General features: G+C 63.6%; 16 protein-coding genes. 9 read left to right on the forward strand and 7 right to left on the reverse strand.

Features of this window, described 5'->3' with window-relative positions:
- Positions 1 to 270: 270 nt before the first annotated feature.
- Positions 271 to 5,133, forward strand: coding sequence for an NAD-glutamate dehydrogenase (locus J5M67_RS05705; protein WP_207884351.1), 4,863 nt, complete (start codon positions 271 to 273; stop codon positions 5,131 to 5,133).
- A 322-nt stretch (positions 5,134 to 5,455) separates the two neighbouring features.
- Here the strand turns inward: J5M67_RS05705 and J5M67_RS05710 are convergent, their stop codons facing one another.
- A complete protein-coding gene (locus J5M67_RS05710) occupies positions 5,456 to 6,082 on the reverse strand; it encodes a TetR/AcrR family transcriptional regulator (protein WP_207884352.1) in 627 nt (208 codons plus the stop codon).
- Positions 6,083 to 6,244: 162 nt separating this feature from the next.
- On the opposite strand from J5M67_RS05710, the gene J5M67_RS05715 reads away from it, so the two are divergent.
- The gene (locus J5M67_RS05715) at positions 6,245 to 8,185 is read left to right on the forward strand and encodes an amidohydrolase (protein WP_207884353.1); all 1,941 of its coding nucleotides are present in this window, start codon (positions 6,245 to 6,247) and stop codon (positions 8,183 to 8,185) included.
- 159 nt (positions 8,186 to 8,344) lie between these two features.
- Here J5M67_RS05715 and J5M67_RS05720 read toward each other — a convergent pair whose 3' ends face one another.
- Positions 8,345 to 8,557, reverse strand: a complete 213-nt coding sequence (locus J5M67_RS05720; RefSeq protein ID WP_207884354.1) for a hypothetical protein — start codon at positions 8,555 to 8,557, stop codon at positions 8,345 to 8,347.
- Between the two features lie 201 nt (positions 8,558 to 8,758).
- Between J5M67_RS05720 and J5M67_RS05725 the strand changes: the two genes are divergently transcribed.
- A complete protein-coding gene (locus J5M67_RS05725; protein ID WP_207884355.1) occupies positions 8,759 to 9,289 on the forward strand; it encodes a hypothetical protein in 531 nt (176 codons plus the stop codon).
- Here the strand turns inward: J5M67_RS05725 and J5M67_RS05730 are convergent.
- Both J5M67_RS05730 and J5M67_RS05735 read right to left on the reverse strand, forming a co-directional pair.
- The gene (locus J5M67_RS05730; protein ID WP_207884356.1) at positions 9,280 to 9,549 is read right to left on the reverse strand and encodes a hypothetical protein; all 270 of its coding nucleotides are present in this window, start codon (positions 9,547 to 9,549) and stop codon (positions 9,280 to 9,282) included. The genes J5M67_RS05725 and J5M67_RS05730 overlap by 10 nt on opposite strands.
- A complete protein-coding gene (locus J5M67_RS05735) occupies positions 9,546 to 9,755 on the reverse strand; it encodes a DNA-binding protein (protein WP_207884357.1) in 210 nt (69 codons plus the stop codon). The genes J5M67_RS05730 and J5M67_RS05735 overlap by 4 nt, the downstream gene beginning before the upstream one ends.
- Positions 9,756 to 9,878: 123 nt before the next feature.
- On the opposite strand from J5M67_RS05735, the gene J5M67_RS05740 reads away from it, so the two are divergent.
- A complete protein-coding gene (locus tag J5M67_RS05740; RefSeq protein ID WP_207884358.1) occupies positions 9,879 to 10,292 on the forward strand; it encodes a helix-turn-helix transcriptional regulator in 414 nt (137 codons plus the stop codon).
- A gap of 11 nt (positions 10,293 to 10,303) precedes the next feature.
- Here J5M67_RS05740 and J5M67_RS05745 read toward each other — a convergent pair whose 3' ends face one another.
- Complete coding sequence (locus J5M67_RS05745; RefSeq protein ID WP_207884359.1) at positions 10,304 to 11,185, reverse strand: DUF6685 family protein; 882 nt, start codon at positions 11,183 to 11,185, stop codon at positions 10,304 to 10,306.
- A gap of 149 nt (positions 11,186 to 11,334) precedes the next feature.
- Here J5M67_RS05745 and J5M67_RS05750 point away from each other — a divergent pair, with 149 nt between their 5' ends.
- Together J5M67_RS05750 and J5M67_RS05755 are read left to right on the forward strand one after the other, a co-directional pair.
- Entirely contained in the window at positions 11,335 to 11,556 is a 222-nt protein-coding gene (locus tag J5M67_RS05750) for a DUF2835 domain-containing protein (protein WP_207884360.1), read from the forward strand.
- A 53-nt stretch (positions 11,557 to 11,609) separates the two neighbouring features.
- Positions 11,610 to 12,635 (forward strand): quinone-dependent dihydroorotate dehydrogenase, encoded by a 1,026-nt coding sequence (locus tag J5M67_RS05755; protein ID WP_207884361.1) that lies wholly within the window; start codon positions 11,610 to 11,612, stop codon positions 12,633 to 12,635.
- 103 nt (positions 12,636 to 12,738) lie between these two features.
- Here the strand turns inward: J5M67_RS05755 and rmf are convergent, their stop codons facing one another.
- Positions 12,739 to 12,957 carry a ribosome modulation factor gene (gene rmf, locus J5M67_RS05760; protein ID WP_207884362.1) on the reverse strand — a complete coding sequence of 73 codons (219 nt, stop codon included), beginning with the start codon at positions 12,955 to 12,957 and terminating at the stop codon, positions 12,739 to 12,741.
- 485 nt (positions 12,958 to 13,442) lie between these two features.
- Here rmf and rlmKL point away from each other — a divergent pair, with 485 nt between their 5' ends.
- Together rlmKL and J5M67_RS05770 are read left to right on the forward strand one after the other, a co-directional pair.
- Positions 13,443 to 15,626 carry a bifunctional 23S rRNA (guanine(2069)-N(7))-methyltransferase RlmK/23S rRNA (guanine(2445)-N(2))-methyltransferase RlmL gene (gene rlmKL / locus J5M67_RS05765; RefSeq protein WP_207884363.1) on the forward strand — a complete coding sequence of 728 codons (2,184 nt, stop codon included), beginning with the start codon at positions 13,443 to 13,445 and terminating at the stop codon, positions 15,624 to 15,626.
- A 113-nt stretch (positions 15,627 to 15,739) separates the two neighbouring features.
- A complete protein-coding gene (locus J5M67_RS05770; protein WP_207884364.1) occupies positions 15,740 to 18,154 on the forward strand; it encodes a diguanylate cyclase in 2,415 nt (804 codons plus the stop codon).
- 31 nt (positions 18,155 to 18,185) lie between these two features.
- Here the strand turns inward: J5M67_RS05770 and dacB are convergent, their stop codons facing one another.
- The gene (dacB, locus tag J5M67_RS05775) at positions 18,186 to 19,631 is read right to left on the reverse strand and encodes a D-alanyl-D-alanine carboxypeptidase/D-alanyl-D-alanine-endopeptidase (RefSeq protein WP_207884365.1); all 1,446 of its coding nucleotides are present in this window, start codon (positions 19,629 to 19,631) and stop codon (positions 18,186 to 18,188) included.
- Positions 19,632 to 19,898: 267 nt separating this feature from the next.
- Here dacB and J5M67_RS05780 point away from each other — a divergent pair, with 267 nt between their 5' ends.
- Positions 19,899 to 20,243, forward strand: a complete 345-nt coding sequence (locus J5M67_RS05780) for a YggL family protein (protein ID WP_207884366.1) — start codon at positions 19,899 to 19,901, stop codon at positions 20,241 to 20,243.
- Positions 20,244 to 20,749: the final 506 nt, after the last annotated feature.

Here is a 20,749-nt window from a genome sequence, read left to right on the forward strand (position 1 = left end):
CTTTGCTATCTACTGCGTCAGCGGCCATCCAAGTATTTCGGTCATGACCCAATGGATTCCCCGGCACCTGTCCGGAGCAAGCCGTTGAACGAATATGTCGCAGCCCCGTAAGCGCTCGGTAGTCCACTCCCGATAAGCTCGGCGGACCGGTGACCGTCCGGTCGGGACGGTCAATCGAGGGTCACACTGCCCAATTACATCCGTGACCTGCCCAAGACGCACAAGCGAACTACGCTCAATCCAATAATTCGAGCCCAGCGGAGTAACACCATGGCGTTCTTCACCGCAGCCAGCAAAGCCGACTTCCAGCAACAACTGCAGACGGCCCTGGCGCAGCACGTCGACGAAAAGGGCATGCCACAAGTGGCCCTGTTCGCCGAACAGTTCTTCGGTTTCATCTCCCTCGACGAATTGACCCAGCGCAGGCTGTCCGACCTGGTCGGTTGCACCCTGTCGTCCTGGCGCCTGCTGGAGCGGTTCGACCCCGCGCAGCCCGAGGTGCAGGTGTACAACCCCGATTACGAGAAGCACGGCTGGCAATCCACCCATACCGCCGTGCAGGTGCTGCATCCGGACCAGCCGTTCCTGGTCGACTCGGTGCGCATGGAACTGAACCGCCGTGGCTACAGCATCCACACCCTGCAGACCAACGTGCTGAGCGTGCGCCGCAACGCGAAGGGCGAGCTGCTGGAAATCCTGCCCAAGGGCACCCATGGCAAGGACGTGCATCAGGAATCGCTGATGTATCTGGAGATCGACCGCGCCTCCCATGTCGGCGAACTGCGCACGCTGGAGAAGAGCCTGCTCGAAGTGCTGGGTGAGGTTCGCCTGGCAGTGGCCGACTTCCCGGCCATGCGCGCCAAGGCCGAGGAACTGCTGGCCTGGCTGGGCAAATCGAAGTCCAAGGCACGTGCGGAAGAAACCGCCGAAGTGCGTGCCTTCCTCGAATGGTTGCTGGACAACCATTTCACCTTCCTCGGCTACGAGGAATTCACCGTCGCTGACGAGACCGATGGCGGTCGCATGGTCTACGACGAGAAGTCCTTCCTCGGTGTGGCCAAGCTGCTGCGCACCGGCCTCAGCCAGCAGGAGCTGCACATCGAAGACTACGCGGTGGCCTACCTGCGCGAGCCGCTGCTGCTGTCCTTCGCCAAGGCCTCGCATCCCAGCCGCGTGCATCGCCCGGCCTACCCGGATTACGTATCGATCCGCGAGATCGACGCCAAGGGCAAGGTGCTGCGCGAGTTCCGCTTCATGGGCCTGTTCACGTCGTCGGTCTACAACGACAGCGTGACCCAGATCCCGTCGATCCGCGGCAAGGTGCTCGAAGTCGAGCGCCGCTCCGGTTTCGATGCCAATGCCCACCTGGGCAAGGAACTGGCCCAGGTGCTGGAAGTGCTGCCGCGCGACGACCTGTTCCAGACCTCGGTGGACGAGCTGTTCGCCACCGCCATGTCCATCGTGCAGATCCAGGAACGCAACAAGATCCGCCTGTTCCTGCGCAAGGACCCCTACGGCCGCTTCGCCTACTGCCTGGCGTACGTGCCGCGCGACATCTATTCCACCGAGACGCGCATCAAGATCGAGCAGGTCCTGCGCGATCGCCTGAAGGCCAGCGACTGCGAGTTCTGGACCTTCTTCTCCGAGTCCACCCTGGCGCGCGTGCAGTTCATCCTGCGCGTCGATCCGAAGAACCGCATCGACGTCGATGCCGCCCAGCTGGAGCAGGAAGCCATCCAGGCCTGCCGCTCCTGGCAGGACGACTACGCCGCGCTGGTGCTGGAAAACTTCGGCGAAGGCCAGGGCAACAACCTGCTGGAAGACTTCCCCAAAGGCTTCCCCGCCGGCTACCGCGAGCGCTTCGCCCCGCACTTCGCGGTGGTGGACCTGCAGCACCTGTCCAGCCTGTCCGAGAACCGCCCGCTGGTGATGAGCTTCTACCAGCCGCTGGCCCAGGGTGAGCAGCAGCTGCACTGCAAGCTGTACCACGCCGATTCGCCGCTGGCGCTGTCGGACGTCCTGCCGATCCTGGAGAACCTCGGCCTGCGCGTGCTCGGCGAGTTCCCCTACCGCCTGCGCCACAGCAACGGCCGTGAGTACTGGATCCACGACTTCGCCTTCACCTACGCCGAAGGCCTGGACGTCAACATCCAGGAGCTCAACGAGACCCTGCAGGACGCCTTCGTCCATATCGTCAACGGCGACGCCGAGAACGACGCCTTCAACCGCCTGGTGCTGACCGCCGGCCTGCCGTGGCGCGACGTGGCGCTGCTGCGTGCCTACGCCCGCTACCTCAAGCAGATTCGCCTGGGCTTCGACCTCGGCTACATTGCCAGCGCGCTGAACGCCCATGTGGACATCGCCCGCGAACTGGTGCGCCTGTTCAAGACCCGCTTCTACCTGGCCCGCAAGCTCACCGCCGAGGACCTGGACGACAAGCAGCAGAAACTGGAGCAGGCCATCCTCACCGCGCTGGACGATGTCCAGGTGCTCAACGAGGACCGCATCCTGCGGCGCTACCTGGACCTGATCAAGGCGACCCTGCGCACCAACTTCTATCAGCCGGATGCGGCCGGGCAAAACAAGGGCTACTTCAGCTTCAAGTTCAATCCCAAGGCCATTCCGGAAATCCCGCGGCCGACGCCGAAGTTCGAAATCTTCGTCTACTGCCCGCGCGTGGAAGGCGTGCACCTGCGCTTCGGCGACGTGGCCCGTGGCGGCCTGCGCTGGTCCGACCGCGAGGAAGACTTCCGCACCGAAGTGCTGGGCCTGGTGAAGGCGCAGCAGGTGAAGAACGCGGTGATCGTGCCCACGGGTGCCAAGGGCGGCTTCATCCCGCGTCGCCTGCCGGTAGGTGGCACGCGCGATGAAATCCAGGCTGAGGCCATTGCCTGCTACCGCATCTTCATCTCCGGCCTGCTGGACGTGACCGACAACCTCAAGGAAGGCAAGGTCGTGCCGCCGGCCAACGTGGTACGCCACGACCCGGACGATCCCTACCTGGTGGTGGCGGCCGACAAGGGCACCGCGACCTTCTCCGACATCGCCAACGGCATCTCCGCCGAGTATGACTTCTGGCTGGGCGACGCCTTCGCCTCCGGCGGCTCCGCCGGCTACGACCACAAGGGCATGGGCATCACCGCCCGTGGCGGCTGGGTCTCGGTGCAGCGTCACTTCCGCGAGCGCGGCATCGACGTGCAGAAGGACAGCGTCACCGTCATCGGCATCGGCGACATGGCCGGCGACGTGTTCGGCAACGGCCTGCTGATGTCGGACAAGCTGCAGATGGTCGCGGCCTTCAACCACATGCACATCTTCCTCGACCCCAATCCGGACCCGGCGGCGAGCTTCGCCGAGCGCCAGCGCCTGTTCAACCTGCCGCGCTCCAGCTGGGCGGATTACGACGCGTCGCTGATCTCCGCCGGTGGTGGCATCTTCCTGCGCAGCGCCAAGAGCATCACCCTGACCCCGGAAGTGCGTGCGCGCTTCGACATCGACGCCGAGCGCCTGACCCCCACCGAGCTGATCAACGCGCTGCTCAAGGCGCCGGTCGACCTGCTGTGGAACGGCGGCATCGGCACCTACGTGAAGTCCAGCAAGGAAACCCATGCCGACGTCGGCGACAAGGCCAACGACGGCCTGCGCGTGGACGGCCGCGACCTGCGGGTGAAGGTGGTGGGCGAGGGCGGCAACCTGGGCATGACGCAGCTGGCGCGGGTCGAATTCGGCCTCAATGGTGGCGCGTGCAACACCGACTTCATCGACAACGCCGGTGGTGTGGACTGCTCCGACCACGAGGTGAACATCAAGATCCTGCTCAACGAGGTGGTGGCCGCCGGTGACATGACCAGCAAGCAGCGCAACAAGCTGCTGGCGGAAATGACCGACCAGGTCTCCGGCCTGGTGCTGGGCAACAACTACAAGCAGACCCAGGCGCTGTCCCTGGCCGAGCGTCGCGCCCGCGAGCGCATTGCCGAGTACAAGCGGCTGATGAACGACCTGGAAGGTCGCGGCAAGCTGGACCGTGCGCTGGAATTCCTGCCCACCGACGAGATGCTCGCCGAGCGTATCGCCGCAGGCCAGGGTTTGACTCGCGCCGAACTGTCCGTGCTGATTTCCTACAGCAAGATCGATCTGAAGGAGCAGCTGCTGGGTTCGCTGGTGCCGGACGACGACTACCTGACCCGCGACATGGAGACGGCCTTCCCGCAGACCCTGGTCGACACCTTCGCCCCGGCCATGCGCAAGCACCGCCTGAAGCGCGAGATCGTCAGCACGCAGATCGCCAACGACCTGATCAACCACATGGGCATCACCTTCGTGCAGCGCCTGAAGGAGTCCACCGGCATGACGCCGGCGAACGTGGCCGGCGCCTACGTGATCGTGCGTGACGTCTTCCACCTGCCGCACTGGTTCCGCCAGATCGAGGCGCTGGACTACCAGGTGCCGGCGGAAGTGCAGCTGACCCTGATGGACGAACTGATGCGCCTGGGCCGCCGCGCGACCCGCTGGTTCCTGCGCAGCCGCCGTAACGAGCAGGATGCCGCCCGCGACGTGGCGCACTTCGGTCCGCGTATCGCCGCCCTCGGCCTGAAGCTCAACGAGCTGCTCGAAGGGCCCACCCGCGAGCTGTGGCAGGCGCGTTACCAGGGCTACGTCGATGCCGGCGTGCCGGAGCTGCTGGCGCGCATGGTCGCCGGTACCAGCCACCTCTACACCCTGCTGCCGATCATCGAGGCGGCGGACGTCACCGGCCGCGACCCGGCCGACGTGGCGCGCGCCTACTTCGCCCTGGGCAGCGAGCTGGAACTGACCTGGTACCTGCAGCAGATCAGCTCCCTGCCGGTGGAGAACAATTGGCAGGCGCTGGCCCGCGAAGCCTTCCGAGACGACCTGGATTGGCAACAGCGCGCCATCACCGTGTCGGTTCTGCAGATGCAGGACGGCCCGGCGGAGATCGATGCGCGCGTGCTCCTCTGGCTGGCGCAGCACGCGCCGATGGTCGAGCGCTGGCGCACCATGCTCACCGAGCTGCGTGCATCCAACAGCACCGACTACGCGATGTACGCCGTCGCCAACCGGGAACTGCTGGACCTTGCGCAAAGCAACCAGCACGGCGTGTGCATCCCCTGATGCGCACCGCCAGTTAAGCCTTTGATGCTCCAGCCCCGCCTAGTGCGGGGCTTTTTTCGGGTGTGGATTCGTGCGGGAAGGAAGGTATGCAGAATCGTCAAAAGCATCGCGGAGAAGCTCCGCTCCTGCGAAAGCCGCGCAGGGTTCAACCTGTAGGAGCGGACTCTATCCGCGATCCGGCGATTATCGTAGGGCGTATAACGTTCGACGTTATACGCCGCTTGGCCTTGGTTTCAGGGCGCTCCGGGCCTAGCCCCGGAGACGGTGACGGACGCAGGGTGTAACGGCGTACAACCGCGAACGGTTGTACGCCCTACCTGTGTCAAACCTGCAGCTCGCGCTCGAATTCGGCCGCGCCCTGGGTGCTGACGGCCAGCCGCAGCAGCCGGTACTGCCATTTCTGATGCGCACGCCACATCAGCCCGCTCGCGTCGCCTTGTTCGATACTGCCCTGCTTGACCACGTCCCAGGTGCGATACAGGTAGCGCAACAGTTCCGTCAGCTCTTTCTCCGGCCACTGGCAGCCATGCTTTCTCAGCAGTACCCGCATATTGTCGAGCTGGAAGGTCTCATGCTCCACCTCGAGGTCGTACAGCTCCGGAATCACATCCATGGCCTGCCAGAGTGCGCCGTAACCGGAGTACTCCTGCTCGATCTCGTCGATCATCTCACCCAGCGCATCCCAGGTTTCGATCAGGCCCAGCCCGCCGTCGAAGATCGCCTTTTCCCGGCTGCGGATCGCATCCAGCCATTGCTGCCCGAGGCGATACACGATCGCTTCCTTGTTCGGGAAGAAGCGGTAGAGCGAACTGATGTCGACGCCGGAACGTTCGGCAATGGCGTTGGTGTTCAGCAGGGTCATGCCACCCTCCTTGAGTAACGCCAGCGTTGCTTGCTCGATCTTCCTGATGATCTCCAGGGTGCGCTGCTGGCGCGGCTCGCGGCGCATCTTCAAATCGTGCGGAATCATCCAGTGCCCAGCCTCATCGTTCGGTGCTGCGCATTTCACATTGACCAGCCCGAGGGAGTCAAACCGCAGCAATTGACGCCCCGGAACTTCGCTGGTAGAAGTCTAAATTACAGTAAATACTGTAATTTAATTGGAGAACTTATGCGGCTCAAACCAAAACAACACCTGACGCTATCCTCCCTCGTCCTGCTTTCCGGGCTTGTCGGATGCAGCCAGACGCCAGCGCCGGGCATCGATAACAGCGACAACACGGTGTACCTGAACGGCCAGTTCTATACCCAGGATGCCCAGCGCCGGAAGGTCGAGGCCATCGCCGTGTCGAACGACAAGTTCGTCTATGCCGGTAATCGCGAAGGCGCGGAAAGCTACATCAACCAGGGTTACCGCGTGGTCGACCTGGGCGGCAAGATGGTCCTGCCGGGCCTGCACGACAACCACATCCATGTCATGGGCGTGGTCCCGCTGGATGTCTGCGACCTTGAAGGCAAGGGGGTGAACCTCGATCAACTGGCCAGCAAGGTGAAGGAGTGCCTGCCGCGCTACGCCAGCGAGCCCGGCGCCTGGCTGAAGATCGAACAGTGGGTGCCCTATGAGAACAACGAGCCCACCAGCAACTACAAGACCATCCGCCAGGCCCTGGATGCGGTGGCCGACGGCCACCCAGTCGTTCTCTCCGGCGTGGACGGCCACGCCAGCGCCTATAACTCGAAAGCCCTGAGCTTGGCCCAGGACGACAGCGGCAAGGTCGTTGGCTTCGATGCCAAAAGCCTGGGCAAGGGTGGCGTGTTTGCCGAGCTTGCGCCCTACGTCAGCCTGGACAGCGGCGTAGTCCGCGATGCCGCCAAGGAGAAGATTCCGGTTGGCAGCTTCGACATGTTCGCCCAGGAGGTGGGCGATCCGCGTGGCGAAGCCGTTTATGGCGCCATCCTGCCGAAGGTCGCGCAGGTCATGGCACAAAGCGGCATCACCAGTATTCAGGATGCCTGTGCCAATGATTTCATCCGCGAACAATTGCTGAAGATGCAGCAGCAGAACCTGCTGAACATGCACGTCACCGCCGCCACCTGTTTCATCGCCGATGACTACAAGGGCAAGGTGGACATCGCCGGACACCTGAAGAAGTCCCGGGAAGTCCGCGCCGAGTTCGCCGGCAACCCGCTGATCAAGGCGGATGCGGTGAAGATCTTTGCCGACGGCGTACTCGAAGGCGACCCCTTCAGCAAGCCGCCGTTCTCGCCTAATGCCGGGATGCTGCACCATTACCAGAAACCCCATCTCAAGCAGGATGAAGAGACCGGCGCCGTCACCGTGACTCGGGACAGCGAAGAGACGAAGAACAACGGCATCGTCAATTACAAGGCAGAGGACTTCAAGAATTACGCCACCGCGCTCGATGCCGATGGCTTCAGCATCCATGTCCACAGCGTTGGCGACCGTGCCACCCGCGTGACCATCGATGCACTGGAAGCGGCCCGCCAGCGCAACGGCGATCGCCATATCCCGCACACCATTGCCCACCTGCAGATGGTCCACCCGGACGACCAGAAGCGTCTGGGCGAACTGGGCACCTACCTCACCTACACCTACGCCTGGATCAACGAGCAGCCCGAATACGACGTCCTGATCACTCCTTTCCTCGAACCGAGCAAGAAAGGCCAGGACATCAACGACCTGCTCTACAACCCGAAGAACTACACCTGGGGCGCCGTCTACCCGGTGGGTAATACCGCCAAGGCCGGTGCCGTGCTGGTGGCAGGCAGCGATGCTCCGGTCGACACGCGTGATCCGCGGCCGTTCGTGAACATCGCAGCCGGGATCACCCGCGCCATCCCCGGCAAGCCGGCCTACAACCCCGCGCAGAGCGCAACGCTGGAGCAGATGCTGGACGCCTACACCATCAACGGCGCCCGCGCAGTTCGCCAGGAGAAACTCATGGGTTCGATCGAGCCGGGCAAGTCCGCCGACTTCATCGTCCTGGACCGTAACCTGTTCGATCTGGTCCAGCAGGGCTCGCCTGAGAAGATCGCCGACACCCAGGTCATGCAGACGGTGTTCCGCGGCAAGACTGTCTACAGCCGATAGATCGGCGTAGGCATGGGCCCTTTGCGGCTGACGTCAGGGGGGAATCTCCAGACTCGACGCTGACCGCATGAAATCAAAAATCCGATGCCAGCACTGGCATCGGATTTTTTATGTGCAGGTCCTGCTCATCCGAACACGTGGGTGTTCGCCGCGGTCTGCTCAGCTCCCGCTGCGCCCATCCTGGTGCGGCTCGGTCAGGGCGCGGCGGTACTTGGCGTAGAGATCGTCGGACATGTTGCTGGCGCCCAGGATCTTCAGCCCGAAGGACTTCACTTCAGCATCGCTATAGGGTTGCTGCGACGCCGGCTGGCTGCTGCAGCCTGCCAGCCAGAGAGGCGTGATCAGGGTGAGGAGGGCGAGAGCACGGTTCATGGTTTTATGCACGCAGGGAAGTTCGGAATGGATATCAGCCTAGCAATCGCACGGATCGAGCAGAAATCATCCCGTTTGATAGTGAGTATCGTTATGGCGACTTCCGACCGATCAGTCTGTCAGAAGGTTCCCTGACTACGGCGTTTTTTCGCGATTGCGGATATCCTTCGCGGCTGTTCATCTTTTTCTCAGGACTCCCCCATGAAAGCGCAACTCGTCGAACTCCTCACACTGATCAGCTCGGGCTGCCTGGGCGAGGCGGAGATCGAGCAGATCGCCGACGAGGCCGCCCAGGCCTATGCCGATCCGGAGGCTTTCCACGCGGCCAATCCGGAAATCAACTACGACGAAAGCTTCCCGATTCCCCTGGGCGAATGGGTCGTGGTGGGCAGCCTGCCGGAAATCGTGCTGTTCCAGGGCGACAGCTTCGAGGAACTGTTCGGGGAGATTCGCGCGTCCTTCGACCCCAGCGTCAACTTCATCCTGCAGGCCAAGCAACTGCGCAAGACCGAGCCGCTCACCGCGCTGAACCGCATCCAGACCCAGCTGGGCGCGCTCTATCCGGAGAAGGGTGGCTATGTGCTGGTGGACTTCAGTGAGCCGCTGGATGACGAGCTGCAGTGCGTGCTGGTCTACCGCGAGGACCTTGCGCGTGTCATGGAGCTCTGCGTGGAGATCGGCATTCCCGCGGCACCGGCACTGCAGGCTGCGCAGGAAGCCGCTCAGGAGTGATCGAAGTCCTTGCCTGACGGACGAAAGCTGCCGATGTGGGTCGGCAGCCAGCGGTAATAGAAATGGAAGGCGAACAAGCGGGGATGCCGGCAGGTGCAGAGCGTGGCCTGCCGGCCGAGCTCCGGCGCCTGCATGTGCAGCAGGCCGATACGCTGCAGATCCCGCAGGGCATCACATTCCTCCCGCGCGAGCAGCACCTGCTTGCCGCGCGCCAGGTCGGCGGCGTGAAGGCAGAGCCGCGGCAGCAGAGGCAGGCTCATCGTTGTGGATCGGTACGTCTGAGCAGGGCGCCGAGGTCCACCAGGAGATGGCCGCCGATCATCCGCGACGGCACCTCGCCGAGGTCGATCCAGCGTTGCACCACGGCCAGCCGGTCGCCCATGCCGATCAATCGTGCAAAGCGCTCCGGCGTCAGGTAGTACTTGCCCGCGATGAGGTCCGGGGAGAACGATTCTTCCACTTTCATGCTGCATCCTGCACCATCGGAAATCGCTCGAAACGACAGGTTCGAGCCCCTGTAGAAGTGGGAATTTATCCTGATTGTTAGGACTTTTTAGCCGGGCTTCGCAGTCTCGGACACGGATGACACATGGTGAAGAAACGTTTCCTGTTCACTGCAGGAGAAAGACTACGGGCGCTTCGTTCGCTGACTGGCCTGTCGCGCCGCGCATTTGCCGAAACCGTCGGTATGAAAGAGAAAGATGTGGAGAACATCGAGTACGGCAACCAGCGCATGCGTGACGAAGACTTCCAGAAAGTCTGCAGCGAATACGAGGACTTCAGCCGCTGGATCACCTACGAGGGACCGATCGATTCCACCGAGGTGACCTGGAAGGTCGCCGATTCCGCCCAGCGCGCGGCGGTCTATCTGGTCAAGCGTCATCCGCAACTGCTCGACAGCAGCGACCTGAGCCTGGAGGAGTGGCAGGCGCGCCATCGCGAGGTACTGGACAGCCTGTGCGAGGAGGAGCGGCGGCTGCGCGAGGAAGACGCCGACCTGTAGCGAGGCGGCTGTCAGCCCGTGTTGCCGGTGCGCCGCAGATAGCCGATGACATCAGGCGCACCCGCCTCCCGCAAGCCCTGGCCGAAGGTGTCGGACTGCGGATGATCCTTGGGCAGTAGCAGGCTTTCCGGGGTTTCCGTATTGAACAGGCCGAAGCGGGCATAGGGCATGCCGGTTTCCAGCAGCAGCCCCATGAACGCCGGGTCGCTCCAGGCCTGCGCCGGCATCGCCAGCATGTGGAAGTCGCGATCCAGTTCGTCCAGTACCGCCGTGCGCAGCTCGAAGCTCTGAATGATCGCCGGCAGGCTGATCTCCAGTCCGCGCCGCCGGGCATAGACCACCGCGCTGGCCATCTCGTAGGCGTGATTGTCGTCATTCCAGAACAGCCGCTTGCCATGCCAGCTGGCGCGTCGCAGCTGCAAGGCAGCCCGGCGTTCGAAGCCCGGCAGCGCCTGGCCGAGCACCCGGGTGAAGTCGTTGTAGCTGATGATCCGCACCTTGCGGCCATTGTCGCTGTGCGCCAGTTCCTCCAATGTTGCCAGCGGGCTGTCCTGCAGGCCTCGCTGGCACAGGCCGTCGAGCGAGCGCAGGTCGAGGGACGGCTGCTCGTCGCTGTGGCTGCCGACCAGGCGCTTGAGCACGGCGTGAATGCGCGCCTTGTCTTCCTGCACCGGTCCGGAGAGGGCGCCGCGTGGCAGGTCGATCAGACGGTGCAGCGGTGTTCCGGACTGCCAGCCGATGCCGCTGGCGCAGGCTTCGAGGGTCTTGAACGGCAGGGACAGGGTGCGGCTGCGTTGTGCAAGGTTATGGGCATCGGCGCCACCAAGCCCCAGGCGCTGGGCGAGGGAGGCCAGGCGGCTGCTCATGCTGCGGTGGCGAGGCGGCTGACTCATGTGCGACGCAAGACTCCCGATGGCCGGACGGTCAGTGCAGGAAGCGCCGGAGAGAATGCACGGCGAATTGCCCTAAGCATAGAAAACCCTGGCGCTGTTTGGCGCATGCGTTGTGGCAAAATTCTTCCCTTCACTCGGGGGAGGCCTCCATGGCTTGCGTGGTGCTGGACATCTGCCTGCCTGCGGACAGGTTGCAGGCAGTCTACCGCGGGGACGCCAACCGTGTGCTGGTGACCAGCCGCGGCGGTCGTCGGGTCAACCTGCCGGCCCATCATCTGCGCCCTTTCATCACGCATGCGGGCGAACAGGGTAGCTTCGAACTGGAGTTCGATGATGCCGGGCGGCTATTGGCGCTGCGTCGCCTCGCCTGAGCGAGGTGCGGCCGGCTATAATAACGCCCCATTTTGCCGACCGATGCCCGACCATGTACAGCCTGGCCCGTGAGCTCCTGTTCAAGCTATCCCCGGAAACGTCCCACGAATTGTCCATCGACCTGATCGGTGCCGGCGGCCGCCTTGGCCTCAACGGCCTGGTCACCAAGGCCCCGGCGAGCCTGCCGGTGAAGGTGATGGGCCTGGAGTTCGCCAACCCGGTAGGGCTGGCGGCCGGCCTGGACAAGAACGGCGATGCCATCGACGGCTTCGCGCAACTGGGCTTCGGTTTCGTCGAGATCGGCACCGTCACTCCGCGCCCCCAGCCGGGCAACCCCAAGCCGCGACTGTTCCGCCTGCCGCAGGCCACCGCGATCATCAACCGCATGGGCTTCAACAACCATGGCGTCGATCACCTGATCGAGCGGGTCAAGGTGGCTAAGTACCGTGGCGTGCTGGGCATCAACATTGGCAAGAACTTCGACACGCCGGTCGAGCGCGCGGTGGACGACTACCTGATCTGCCTGGACAAGGTCTATGCCCACGCCAGCTACGTTACGGTCAATGTCAGCTCGCCCAATACGCCCGGCCTGCGCAGCCTGCAGTTCGGCGACTCACTCAAGCAATTGCTCGAAGCCCTGCGCCAGCGTCAGGAAGACCTGGCCACGCAGCATGGCCGCCGTGTGCCGCTGGCGATCAAGATCGCCCCGGACATGAGCGACGAGGAAACCGCCATGGTTGCCGCTGCGCTGATCGAATCGGGCATGGACGCGGTGATTGCCACCAACACCACGCTGGGCCGTGAAGGTGTGGAGAACCTGCCGTTCGGCAATGAGGCGGGCGGCCTGTCCGGTGCGCCGGTGCGCGAGAAGAGCACCCACATCGTCAAGGTGCTGGCCGGTGAGCTGGGCGGGCGCCTGCCGATCATCGCCGCAGGCGGAATCACCGAGGGTATCCATGCGGCGGAGAAGATCGCCGCCGGTGCCAGCCTCGTGCAGATCTATTCGGGCTTCATCTACAAGGGCCCCGCGCTGATCCGTGAGGCGGTGGATGCCATCGCTGCGGCCAAGCGGGGCTGAGCAGTAGCAGGGAAATAAAAAGGGCTCCTTTTCGGAGCCCTTGGGCTTGCGCCCTTTTCCGCCCGGATGGGGCGGCTTGGGGAAGTCGGTGTGGTCCGTCGATTCAGCCGGTCGCGTGCTGCATCTGGTTCAGACGTTGAATACCGGCGGTGCCGGTCAAACCATCCCAGTTGTCGCCACGGCCCTCACGCCAGCCATTGAGCCAGGATTGCCGGGCAGTGGGATGAGTAAACGGACAGAGGTCGCGAGATTTTCCAGTAATGCCGTGCTGATAACCGCGCAAAAAGGCTCTTTCCAACGGATCACGCTTAAGTCTTCTCATAGGGTGTTGCCCTCACTTGTTGACTGTTATGTCCCGTTGGCCCCCCCTGGGAGGCCGGGCGGAAAATTCCGCCAATGGGGCGCATTGCCGGCGTGACACGCCCCGCCCGTCATCGTTGCGATAACGGATTAAGCTGAGTTCTAACCAATGCCTTGGGGCCTGTGAACGACCAATTTGTCATAAAGACTTAACGCTTATGGAATCAAGCCATAAGAGTTGGCCCGGTTTGGAAGTGCCATCATCGCGTAACCCACCAGGGGCGCGGGGTTGTACCGGGTCAAGGAGAAAGTGTGTCTAATTGCGACTTTCTCTCATTCCGACGAGTGGGCCGGTGAGATGCGACTCGAGGTCGCAGACGGATTGAACTTCCGTCCCGGAGAATGAACACCGATTGCTGTTCGCGGAAAACCAAGCGCGCGGATGGCCGACGAGGCTCCCTGGTGGAGCTTCCTGAAAAAGAAAGGGCGCGGCCCGGGAAGATTGACATGGCGGAACACTACGAACTTTTCCTCACCTGCCCCAAGGGGCTCGATGGCCTGTTGCTGGACGAAGCCCAGGCGCTGGGCCTCGAGGAGGCGCGCGCGCAGGTGTCGGCGGTGCGCGGGCAGGGCGACCTGGAGACGGCCTATCGCCTGTGCCTGTGGTCGCGCCTGGCGAACCGGGTGTTGCTGGTGCTTTCGCGCTTCCCGGTGAACAACGCCGAAGACCTTTACATGGGCGTCAATGCCGTTCAATGGAGCGATCACCTGGACGCAGGCGGCAGCCTGGCGGTGGAATTCAGCGGCAAGGGCTCGGGCATCGACAACACCCACTTCGGCGCACTGAAGGTGAAGGACGCCATCGTCGACAACCTTCGCGCCGAGTTCGGCAAGCGCCCGACCGTGGACAAGGTCAACCCGGACATCCGCGTGCACCTGCACCTTGATCGTGGCCAGGCCGTGCTGTCCCTGGACCTCTCCGGCCACAGCCTGCACCAGCGCGGTTACCGCCTGCAGCAGGGCGCCGCGCCGCTGAAGGAAAACCTCGCCGCTGCCGTGCTGATCCGCGCCGGTTGGCCAAAGATCGCCGCTGAAGGCGGTGCACTGTCCGACCCCATGTGCGGTGTCGGTACTTTCCTGATCGAGGCCGGCCTGATCGCCGCCGACATTGCGCCGAACCTCAAGCGCGAGCGCTGGGGTTTCAGCAACTGGCTGGGCCATGTGCCGGCCATCTGGAAGAAGCTGGTCGAAGAAGCCCAGCGCCGGGCTGACGTCGGCCTGTCGAAGACCCCGTCGTGGATTCGCGGCTACGAGGCCGACCCGCGGCTGATCCAGCCCGCGCGCAACAACATCGAACGTTCCGGGCTGGCCGAGTGGGTGAAGATCTACCAGGGCGAACTGGCCACCTTCGAGCCGCGTCCGGACAAGGGCCAGAAGGGCCTGATCATCTGCAACCCGCCCTACGGCGAGCGCCTGGGTGACGAAGCCAGCCTGCTGTACCTCTACCAGCACCTGGGCGAACGTCTGCGCCAGAGCTGCCTGGGCTGGAGCGCCGGCGTCTTCACCGGTGCGCCGGAGCTGGGCAAGCGCATGGGTATCCGCAGTCACAAGCAATACGCCTTCTTCAACGGCGCGCTGCCCTGCAAACTGATCATGCTCGACGTGGAGCCGCGCCAGTTCGTGACCGGCGATCGCGGTGAGCGCAGCGAGTCGGCGCCGACCCAGGGCGCTGCGGTAATCGAGCAGGCACGCCTGAGCGAAGGCGGGCAGATGTTCGCCAACCGCCTGCAGAAGAATCTCAAGGCGCTGGGCAAGTGGGCGCGCAAGGAAAAGATCGAATGCTACCGGGTGTATGACGCCGACATGCCCGAGTACGCTCTGGCCGTGGACCTATACCGCGACTGGGCGCACGTGCAGGAGTACGCCGCACCCAAGTCCATCGATCCGGAGAAGGCCCAGATCCGTCTGCTCGACGCGCTGGCCGCCCTGCCGCAGACGCTGGGGATTCCCACCGAGCGCATCGTCATCAAGCGCCGTGAACGCCAGACCGGCAAGAAGCAGTACGAGCGGCAGAACGCCGAAGGCCGCTTCATGGAAGTGGAAGAGGGCGGCGTAAAACTGCTGGTCAACCTGACCGACTACCTCGATACCGGCCTGTTCCTCGACCATCGCCCGATGCGCTTGCGCATCCAGCGCGAGGCCGCAGGCAAGCGCTTCCTCAACCTGTTCTGCTACACCGCCACGGCCACCGTGCATGCGGCCAAGGGCGATGCGCGCAGTACCACCAGCGTCGACCTGTCGAAAACCTATCTCGACTGGGCGCGGCGCAATCTGTCGCTCAATGGTTTCTCCGACAAGCAGCGCCTGGTGCAGAGCGATGTGATGGAGTGGCTGCGCGAAGATCGCGGCGAGTACGACCTGGTGTTCATCGACCCGCCGACCTTCTCCAACTCCAAGCGCATGGAAGGTGTGTTCGACGTGCAGCGTGACCATGTCGAGCTGCTCGACCTGGCCATGGCGCGTCTGGCCAAGGGTGGGGTGCTGTACTTCTCCAACAACTTCCGCAAGTTCGAGCTGGACGAAGGGCTGGCCGCGCGTTACCAGGTCGAGGAAATCAGTGCCCAGACGCTGGACCAGGACTTCGCCCGCAACAGCAGGATCCACCGCGCCTGGCGCATTACCGTGCGCTGATGCCAACTGGCGCACGGCCTTGCCGGCCGTGCGTCGAGTGGTTTCTGGGCAATCTGCCACCATCTGCTATAAGAACTGGGTACCCTGTCCGCAGCCCTGACGCGGGAGTCCCCATGACTCAGTTGCCGGCCTATGAGCAATTGCCCGCCGCTCAGGGAATCGTTCGCCAAAAGAAGGCGTTACGCGCAGCCGGCCTGGTGCTCGCCGCGGGGGTTCTGCTGACCGGGTTGTTGGGCTGGAATGTCTGGCGCAACGCACGCACGGCCCTGGAGCAGCAGTTCGCCCTGGCGGCCAACGAGCGGGTCGACCGGGTGCGCGAGCGGCTGTTGTTGCAGCGCAGCGAGCTGGAGTCCATCCAGCGCTTCTTCGAGAACTCCAACGATGTATCGCGCGAGGAGTTCGAGCGTTTCGTCGGCCCCTTGCTGGGAGACGCCCTGGGATACGCCTGGCTGCCCAGGGTCGAGCAGGCTGAGCGAGCGACCTTCGAAGCGCAGGTCCAGGCGTCCGGAATGCTCGACTATCTGATCCACGATCTCGACCCGCAGAACCATCCGGTTCCCGCGCAAGCGCGTGAGCGCTACTTCCCCGTGCTGTACGGGGCCTCCGAATATCTGCAGGAGTTGCCGCTGGGGCTCGACCTGAGTTCCACCCTGCCGGGGCGCGACCTGACACAGCGGGTGCTCATCAGCCGGCAGTTGACTGCGTCGATGCCGGTGGTCCTGCCCGGTGCGCCGGCGGAGGATGCGGCCGGTGTCCTGCTGGCCGCGCCATTCTACCGGGGCAGCGTGACGACCAGCCCTGGGGAGGAAAGCCTGGGCGGCCTGCAAGGCATGCTGGTTGCCGCGATCAGCTACCGCCTGCTGATCGAGCAGGGCATGGATGTGGACAGCCTGGCGCAACTGGCGATCACGCTGCGCGATAGCGCCGAGCCGGGGGCGGACCTGCCGATGTACCGCAGTGCGGTGTCGGCCGCGCAGGGTTCCGGTCTGGTGGCGGAGCGGCACCTGGATTTCGCCGGGCGCGACTACCTCGTCCGTATCGAGCCTTCCCGCGACTTTCTGCAGCGCAACGAGGGACATCCGCAGCTGTGGGTGGTGTTGGGCGGGTTATTGACCTCATTGCTGCTGGCCGGTTACGTGCTGGCGCTGCTGGGGCAGCGCCAGCGGGCGCTGCAACTGGTGGAGGAACGCACCGCCGAACTGCGTGCCAACCAGCTGGAGCTGCAGGAGAACCAGGCTCGCCTGCATTTCGCCATGGACAGTGCCGGGCACGGCGTGTGGGACTGGAACGTCGACCTGGGCAAGGTGTTCTATTCCCACGCCTGGAAGGCCATGCTGGGGTTCCGCGATGCGGAGATCGGCGCGGGCCCCGAGGAGTGCACGCGCCGGATTCATCCCGATGATCAGGTCGCGCGCAACGAGGCGTTGCAGCGGCACCTGCGTGGCGAGTCCTCTCTGTACCAGAGTGAGCATCGCCTGCGCTGCAAGAGTGGCCGCTGGTTATGGGTGCTGGACCGGGGGCAGGTGGTAGAGCGGGGCAGCGATGGCGCGGCGCGGCGCATGATCGGCACGCAGACCGATATCAGCTCGCGCAAGGCGGTGGAACTGGAACTGGGCGAGGTCAACAGTCGCCTGCATGGACTGCTCGATGCGGCGACACAGGTGGCCATCGTGTCCACCGATCTGCGGGGTTATGTCCGCAGCTTCAACGTCGGCGCCGAACGCCTTTTCGGCTACAGCGCGCGGGAGGTGCTGGGCCGGCCAGTGCCGGAGAGTATCTTCGTCAAGGAGGAGATCCGCCGCCGCGCGCATGACCTGTCTATCGTGCTCGGGCGTGAGATCCGGGGATTCGAGGTGGTCGGTGCGCTGGTCGGCGAAGGGCATGAGGAGTACGAGTGGACCTGCATTCGCCGCGACGGTCGGCAGCTGAAGATCAATCTGATCATCACCGGCGTGCGGGATTCGTCGGGCGTGATGACCGGTTATCTGGGCATCGCCACCGACATCACCCGACGCAAGGAGGCGGAGCTGGAGTTACGGCGGCTTTCGGTGACCGACGCGCTGACCGGGGTGCACAACCGGCGCTACTTCAAGGAGCAGCTGGAGCTGAGCATGGCGCGCTGCTCGCGCAGCGGCGAGCCGTTGTCGCTGGTGATGTTCGACGTCGATCACTTCAAGAGCATCAATGATCGTTTCGGCCATGAGGCGGGTGACACGGTGCTGGTCACGTTGTGCCAGCGGGTTGCCCAGCGCTTGCGCAAGGCCGATGTGTTTTGCCGCGTCGGAGGAGAAGAGCTGGTGGTGCTGTGCCCGGGCAGCTCGGTGGAGCAGGCCATGCAACTGGCCGAAGCGCTGTGGCAGGCACTGCGCAGTCAGCCCATGGAGGGGGTTGGCGTGGTGACCGCGAGCTTCGGGGTGGCTGCCTGGCGCCTCGGCGAAACGGCCGACGATCTGATGTGCAGGGTGGATCGGGCGGTTTACCGGGCAAAGCGTCTGGGGCGGGATCGCCTGGAGTGTGCGGAGGAATGAGGGCCCCGGCCGGTGCCGGGGCCCTTGTTCATCATTCGCCGGCGCGCTTGGTGGTGCTGTAGAGGTCCAGCAGTACCTGGTCGAGGATGGAGGACGCCCCCCACGGCCGATTGCTGTTGAGGATCGCCACCACCACCCAAGTGCGGCCGTTGGCGTCGCGGCTGAAGCCCGCCAACGCGCGTACGGTGTTCAGGGTGCCGGTCTTGACGTGCGCCTCGCCGGCCATCGGTGTGCCGCGCAGGCGTTTGCGCATGGTGCCGTCCTTCGCCACGATCGGCAGCGAGGAGATGTATTCGGCGGCGTACGGGCTGTGCCAGGCGGCTTGCAGCATCGCGGCCATCTCGCGGGCGCTGACGCGCTCGTCGCGCGACAGGCCGGAGCCGTTCTCCATCACCAGGTGAGTGGCGGTGATGCCCTTGCGCGCCAGCCATTGGCGAATCACGCGTTGTGCGGCCTGGGCGTCATCGGCGTCGGCGCCGTTGCGGAATCGCGCGCCCAGGGACAGGAACAGCTGACGCGCCATGGTGTTGTTGCTGTACTTGTTGATGTCGCGGATGACTTCCACCACGTCCGGCGAGTCCGCGCGGGCAACCAGCTTGGCGCCTTTCGGCACGCTGCCTTCGCGATCCTTGCCCATGATGGTGCCGCCCAGTTCCTGCCAGATGCCTCGAACGGCGCCGGCGGTATATCCCGGATGATCGAGCAGCGACATGTAGGTCTGCGCGCTGCAGCCCTGCGGGATCTGGCCGGTCGCTACCAGCGAGGTGCCGTCGAACTGGGTGACGGGATTGAAGCGCAGTTTCGGCCATGCGGGGCAGGGCGCGGCCTTGCTGACCTGGATCTGGTTGTCGATACGCACGTTGGCCAGTGGCGGGTCCATCAGCACGCTGGCCTTGCCTCCGTCGGAGCGCACCACTAAACGCACGCTCTTGAGGTTGACCAGCAGCGAGTCGGGGCCGACCAGGAAGGGCTTGTTGTCGTCGCCGCCGTCGTCGTTGAACACCGGCAGCTGCGGAATGTTGAAGTAGCTGCGGTCCAGCACCAGATCACCGGTGACCTTGCTGACGCCATTGGCGCGCAGGTCGCGCATAAGCAGCCAGAGCTTCTCCATGTTCAGCTTGGGATCGCCACCCCCCTTGAGGTAGAGGTTGCCGTTGAGCACGCCATCCTTGAGCTGGCCGTCGGTGTAGAACTCGGTCTGCCACTGGTAGGTGGGGCCGAGCATCTCCAGAGCGGCGTAGGTGGTGAACAGCTTCATGGTCGACGCCGGGTTCACCGAGACGTCGGCATTGAAATAGGTGGCGTTGCCGGGACCCTCGAGGGGAATCATCACCAGCGACAGGGCGTCATTGGTCAGTTTGCTGGCCTTCAGGGCCTTTTCGACGCGATCGGGCAGGGTGGTGTTGATCTGGGCCAGGGCTGGCACGGTAAAGGGCAACAATGTGGCGAAGGCGAGAACACGCAGCGATTTGAACATAGGAAAGATGACATCCCAGTGGTCGGGCATTGAACTGAAAAATGAAAAGATGAAACGCAACAATACGAATGAACGCTCCTTGTTCCCCCGGAGCTGCCGACATTATGCCGCAAGCCGCCGCGTGTTGCGCTGGGCAACGCATGCCAGTTGTCATGGGCGAGGGCGGTGGAGCTGTTAAAGTTGTGGATGACCTGTCCGGATCGCGCCGGACAGTTGGAATAATCACGATGAGGTCGAATTGTCGCCTTGTCCGCCGGAGATTGTCAGATGGCCACCCATCGTTCCCGTCGTTTGCGCAAGAAGTTGTGTGTCGATGAATTCCAGGAGTTGGGGTTCGAGTTGAGCTTCCAATACAGGGAAGGGGTAGATGAAGCGGCGATCGCCGCGTTCATGAAGCGCTTCGCGGCCGAGGCGGTGGAGCCCAATGACCTGGTATACGGCGGGTGCGACGAGTACGGTTTCATCTGCCTGGCGCACCGTGGCTCGGTCAGTGAGGAGCAGCGCGCCATCGTCGACGGATGGCTCAAGCAGCAGTCGGAACTCGCCGGTTTCACGGCGGGGCCGCTGATGGATGCCTGGTATCCGGATCAGCCCATCAACGCCAGGGTGTAGTCGTGGTGTGCCCGGTATGCACCTGCTGCTGACGGCGGCGGTGCATCCGGGTGGTCTCGTATTTTCCTGAACAGTATCGCCCGCCGTATTCCGCCGCTTTGTGCCAACTTGCCCGGCAGCTCTATGCCGTTGATGCTCGGGAGATTGATGTCGCCCAATCTCAGGTCGAAGGGCAATCCGCGCTGCGCGCAGTCTTCCTGCGCTACCCATACAACTTGTGCTGGCTCGAGTTGCTGGTTCGAAGTTGTGCCGGGTTGTAAATATAGTGTAGTGGTGTTGGGGTTTTGCTATTTCGCCAAGTGTGTGTCTTGGCGGTGTTTGAGGTTTGCGGGTAATTTGATATTTGGCTGGGGAGGACTGGAAAAGAATGTCTTTATAAGGCCAGATTGATTATGTCGGGTGAAATGGTGCAGGGAAGTTTGTATATCGCAGGCTCATTGGGCGATTCCTAGTTTTCGATCTGTTTTTCCAGTATTGACAGACCGTCTGGCTGGCCAGTCTTTCCC

It is taken from the genome of Pseudomonas sp. 30_B (genome assembly GCF_017491605.1).
Lineage (GTDB): Bacteria > Pseudomonadota > Gammaproteobacteria > Pseudomonadales > Pseudomonadaceae > Pseudomonas.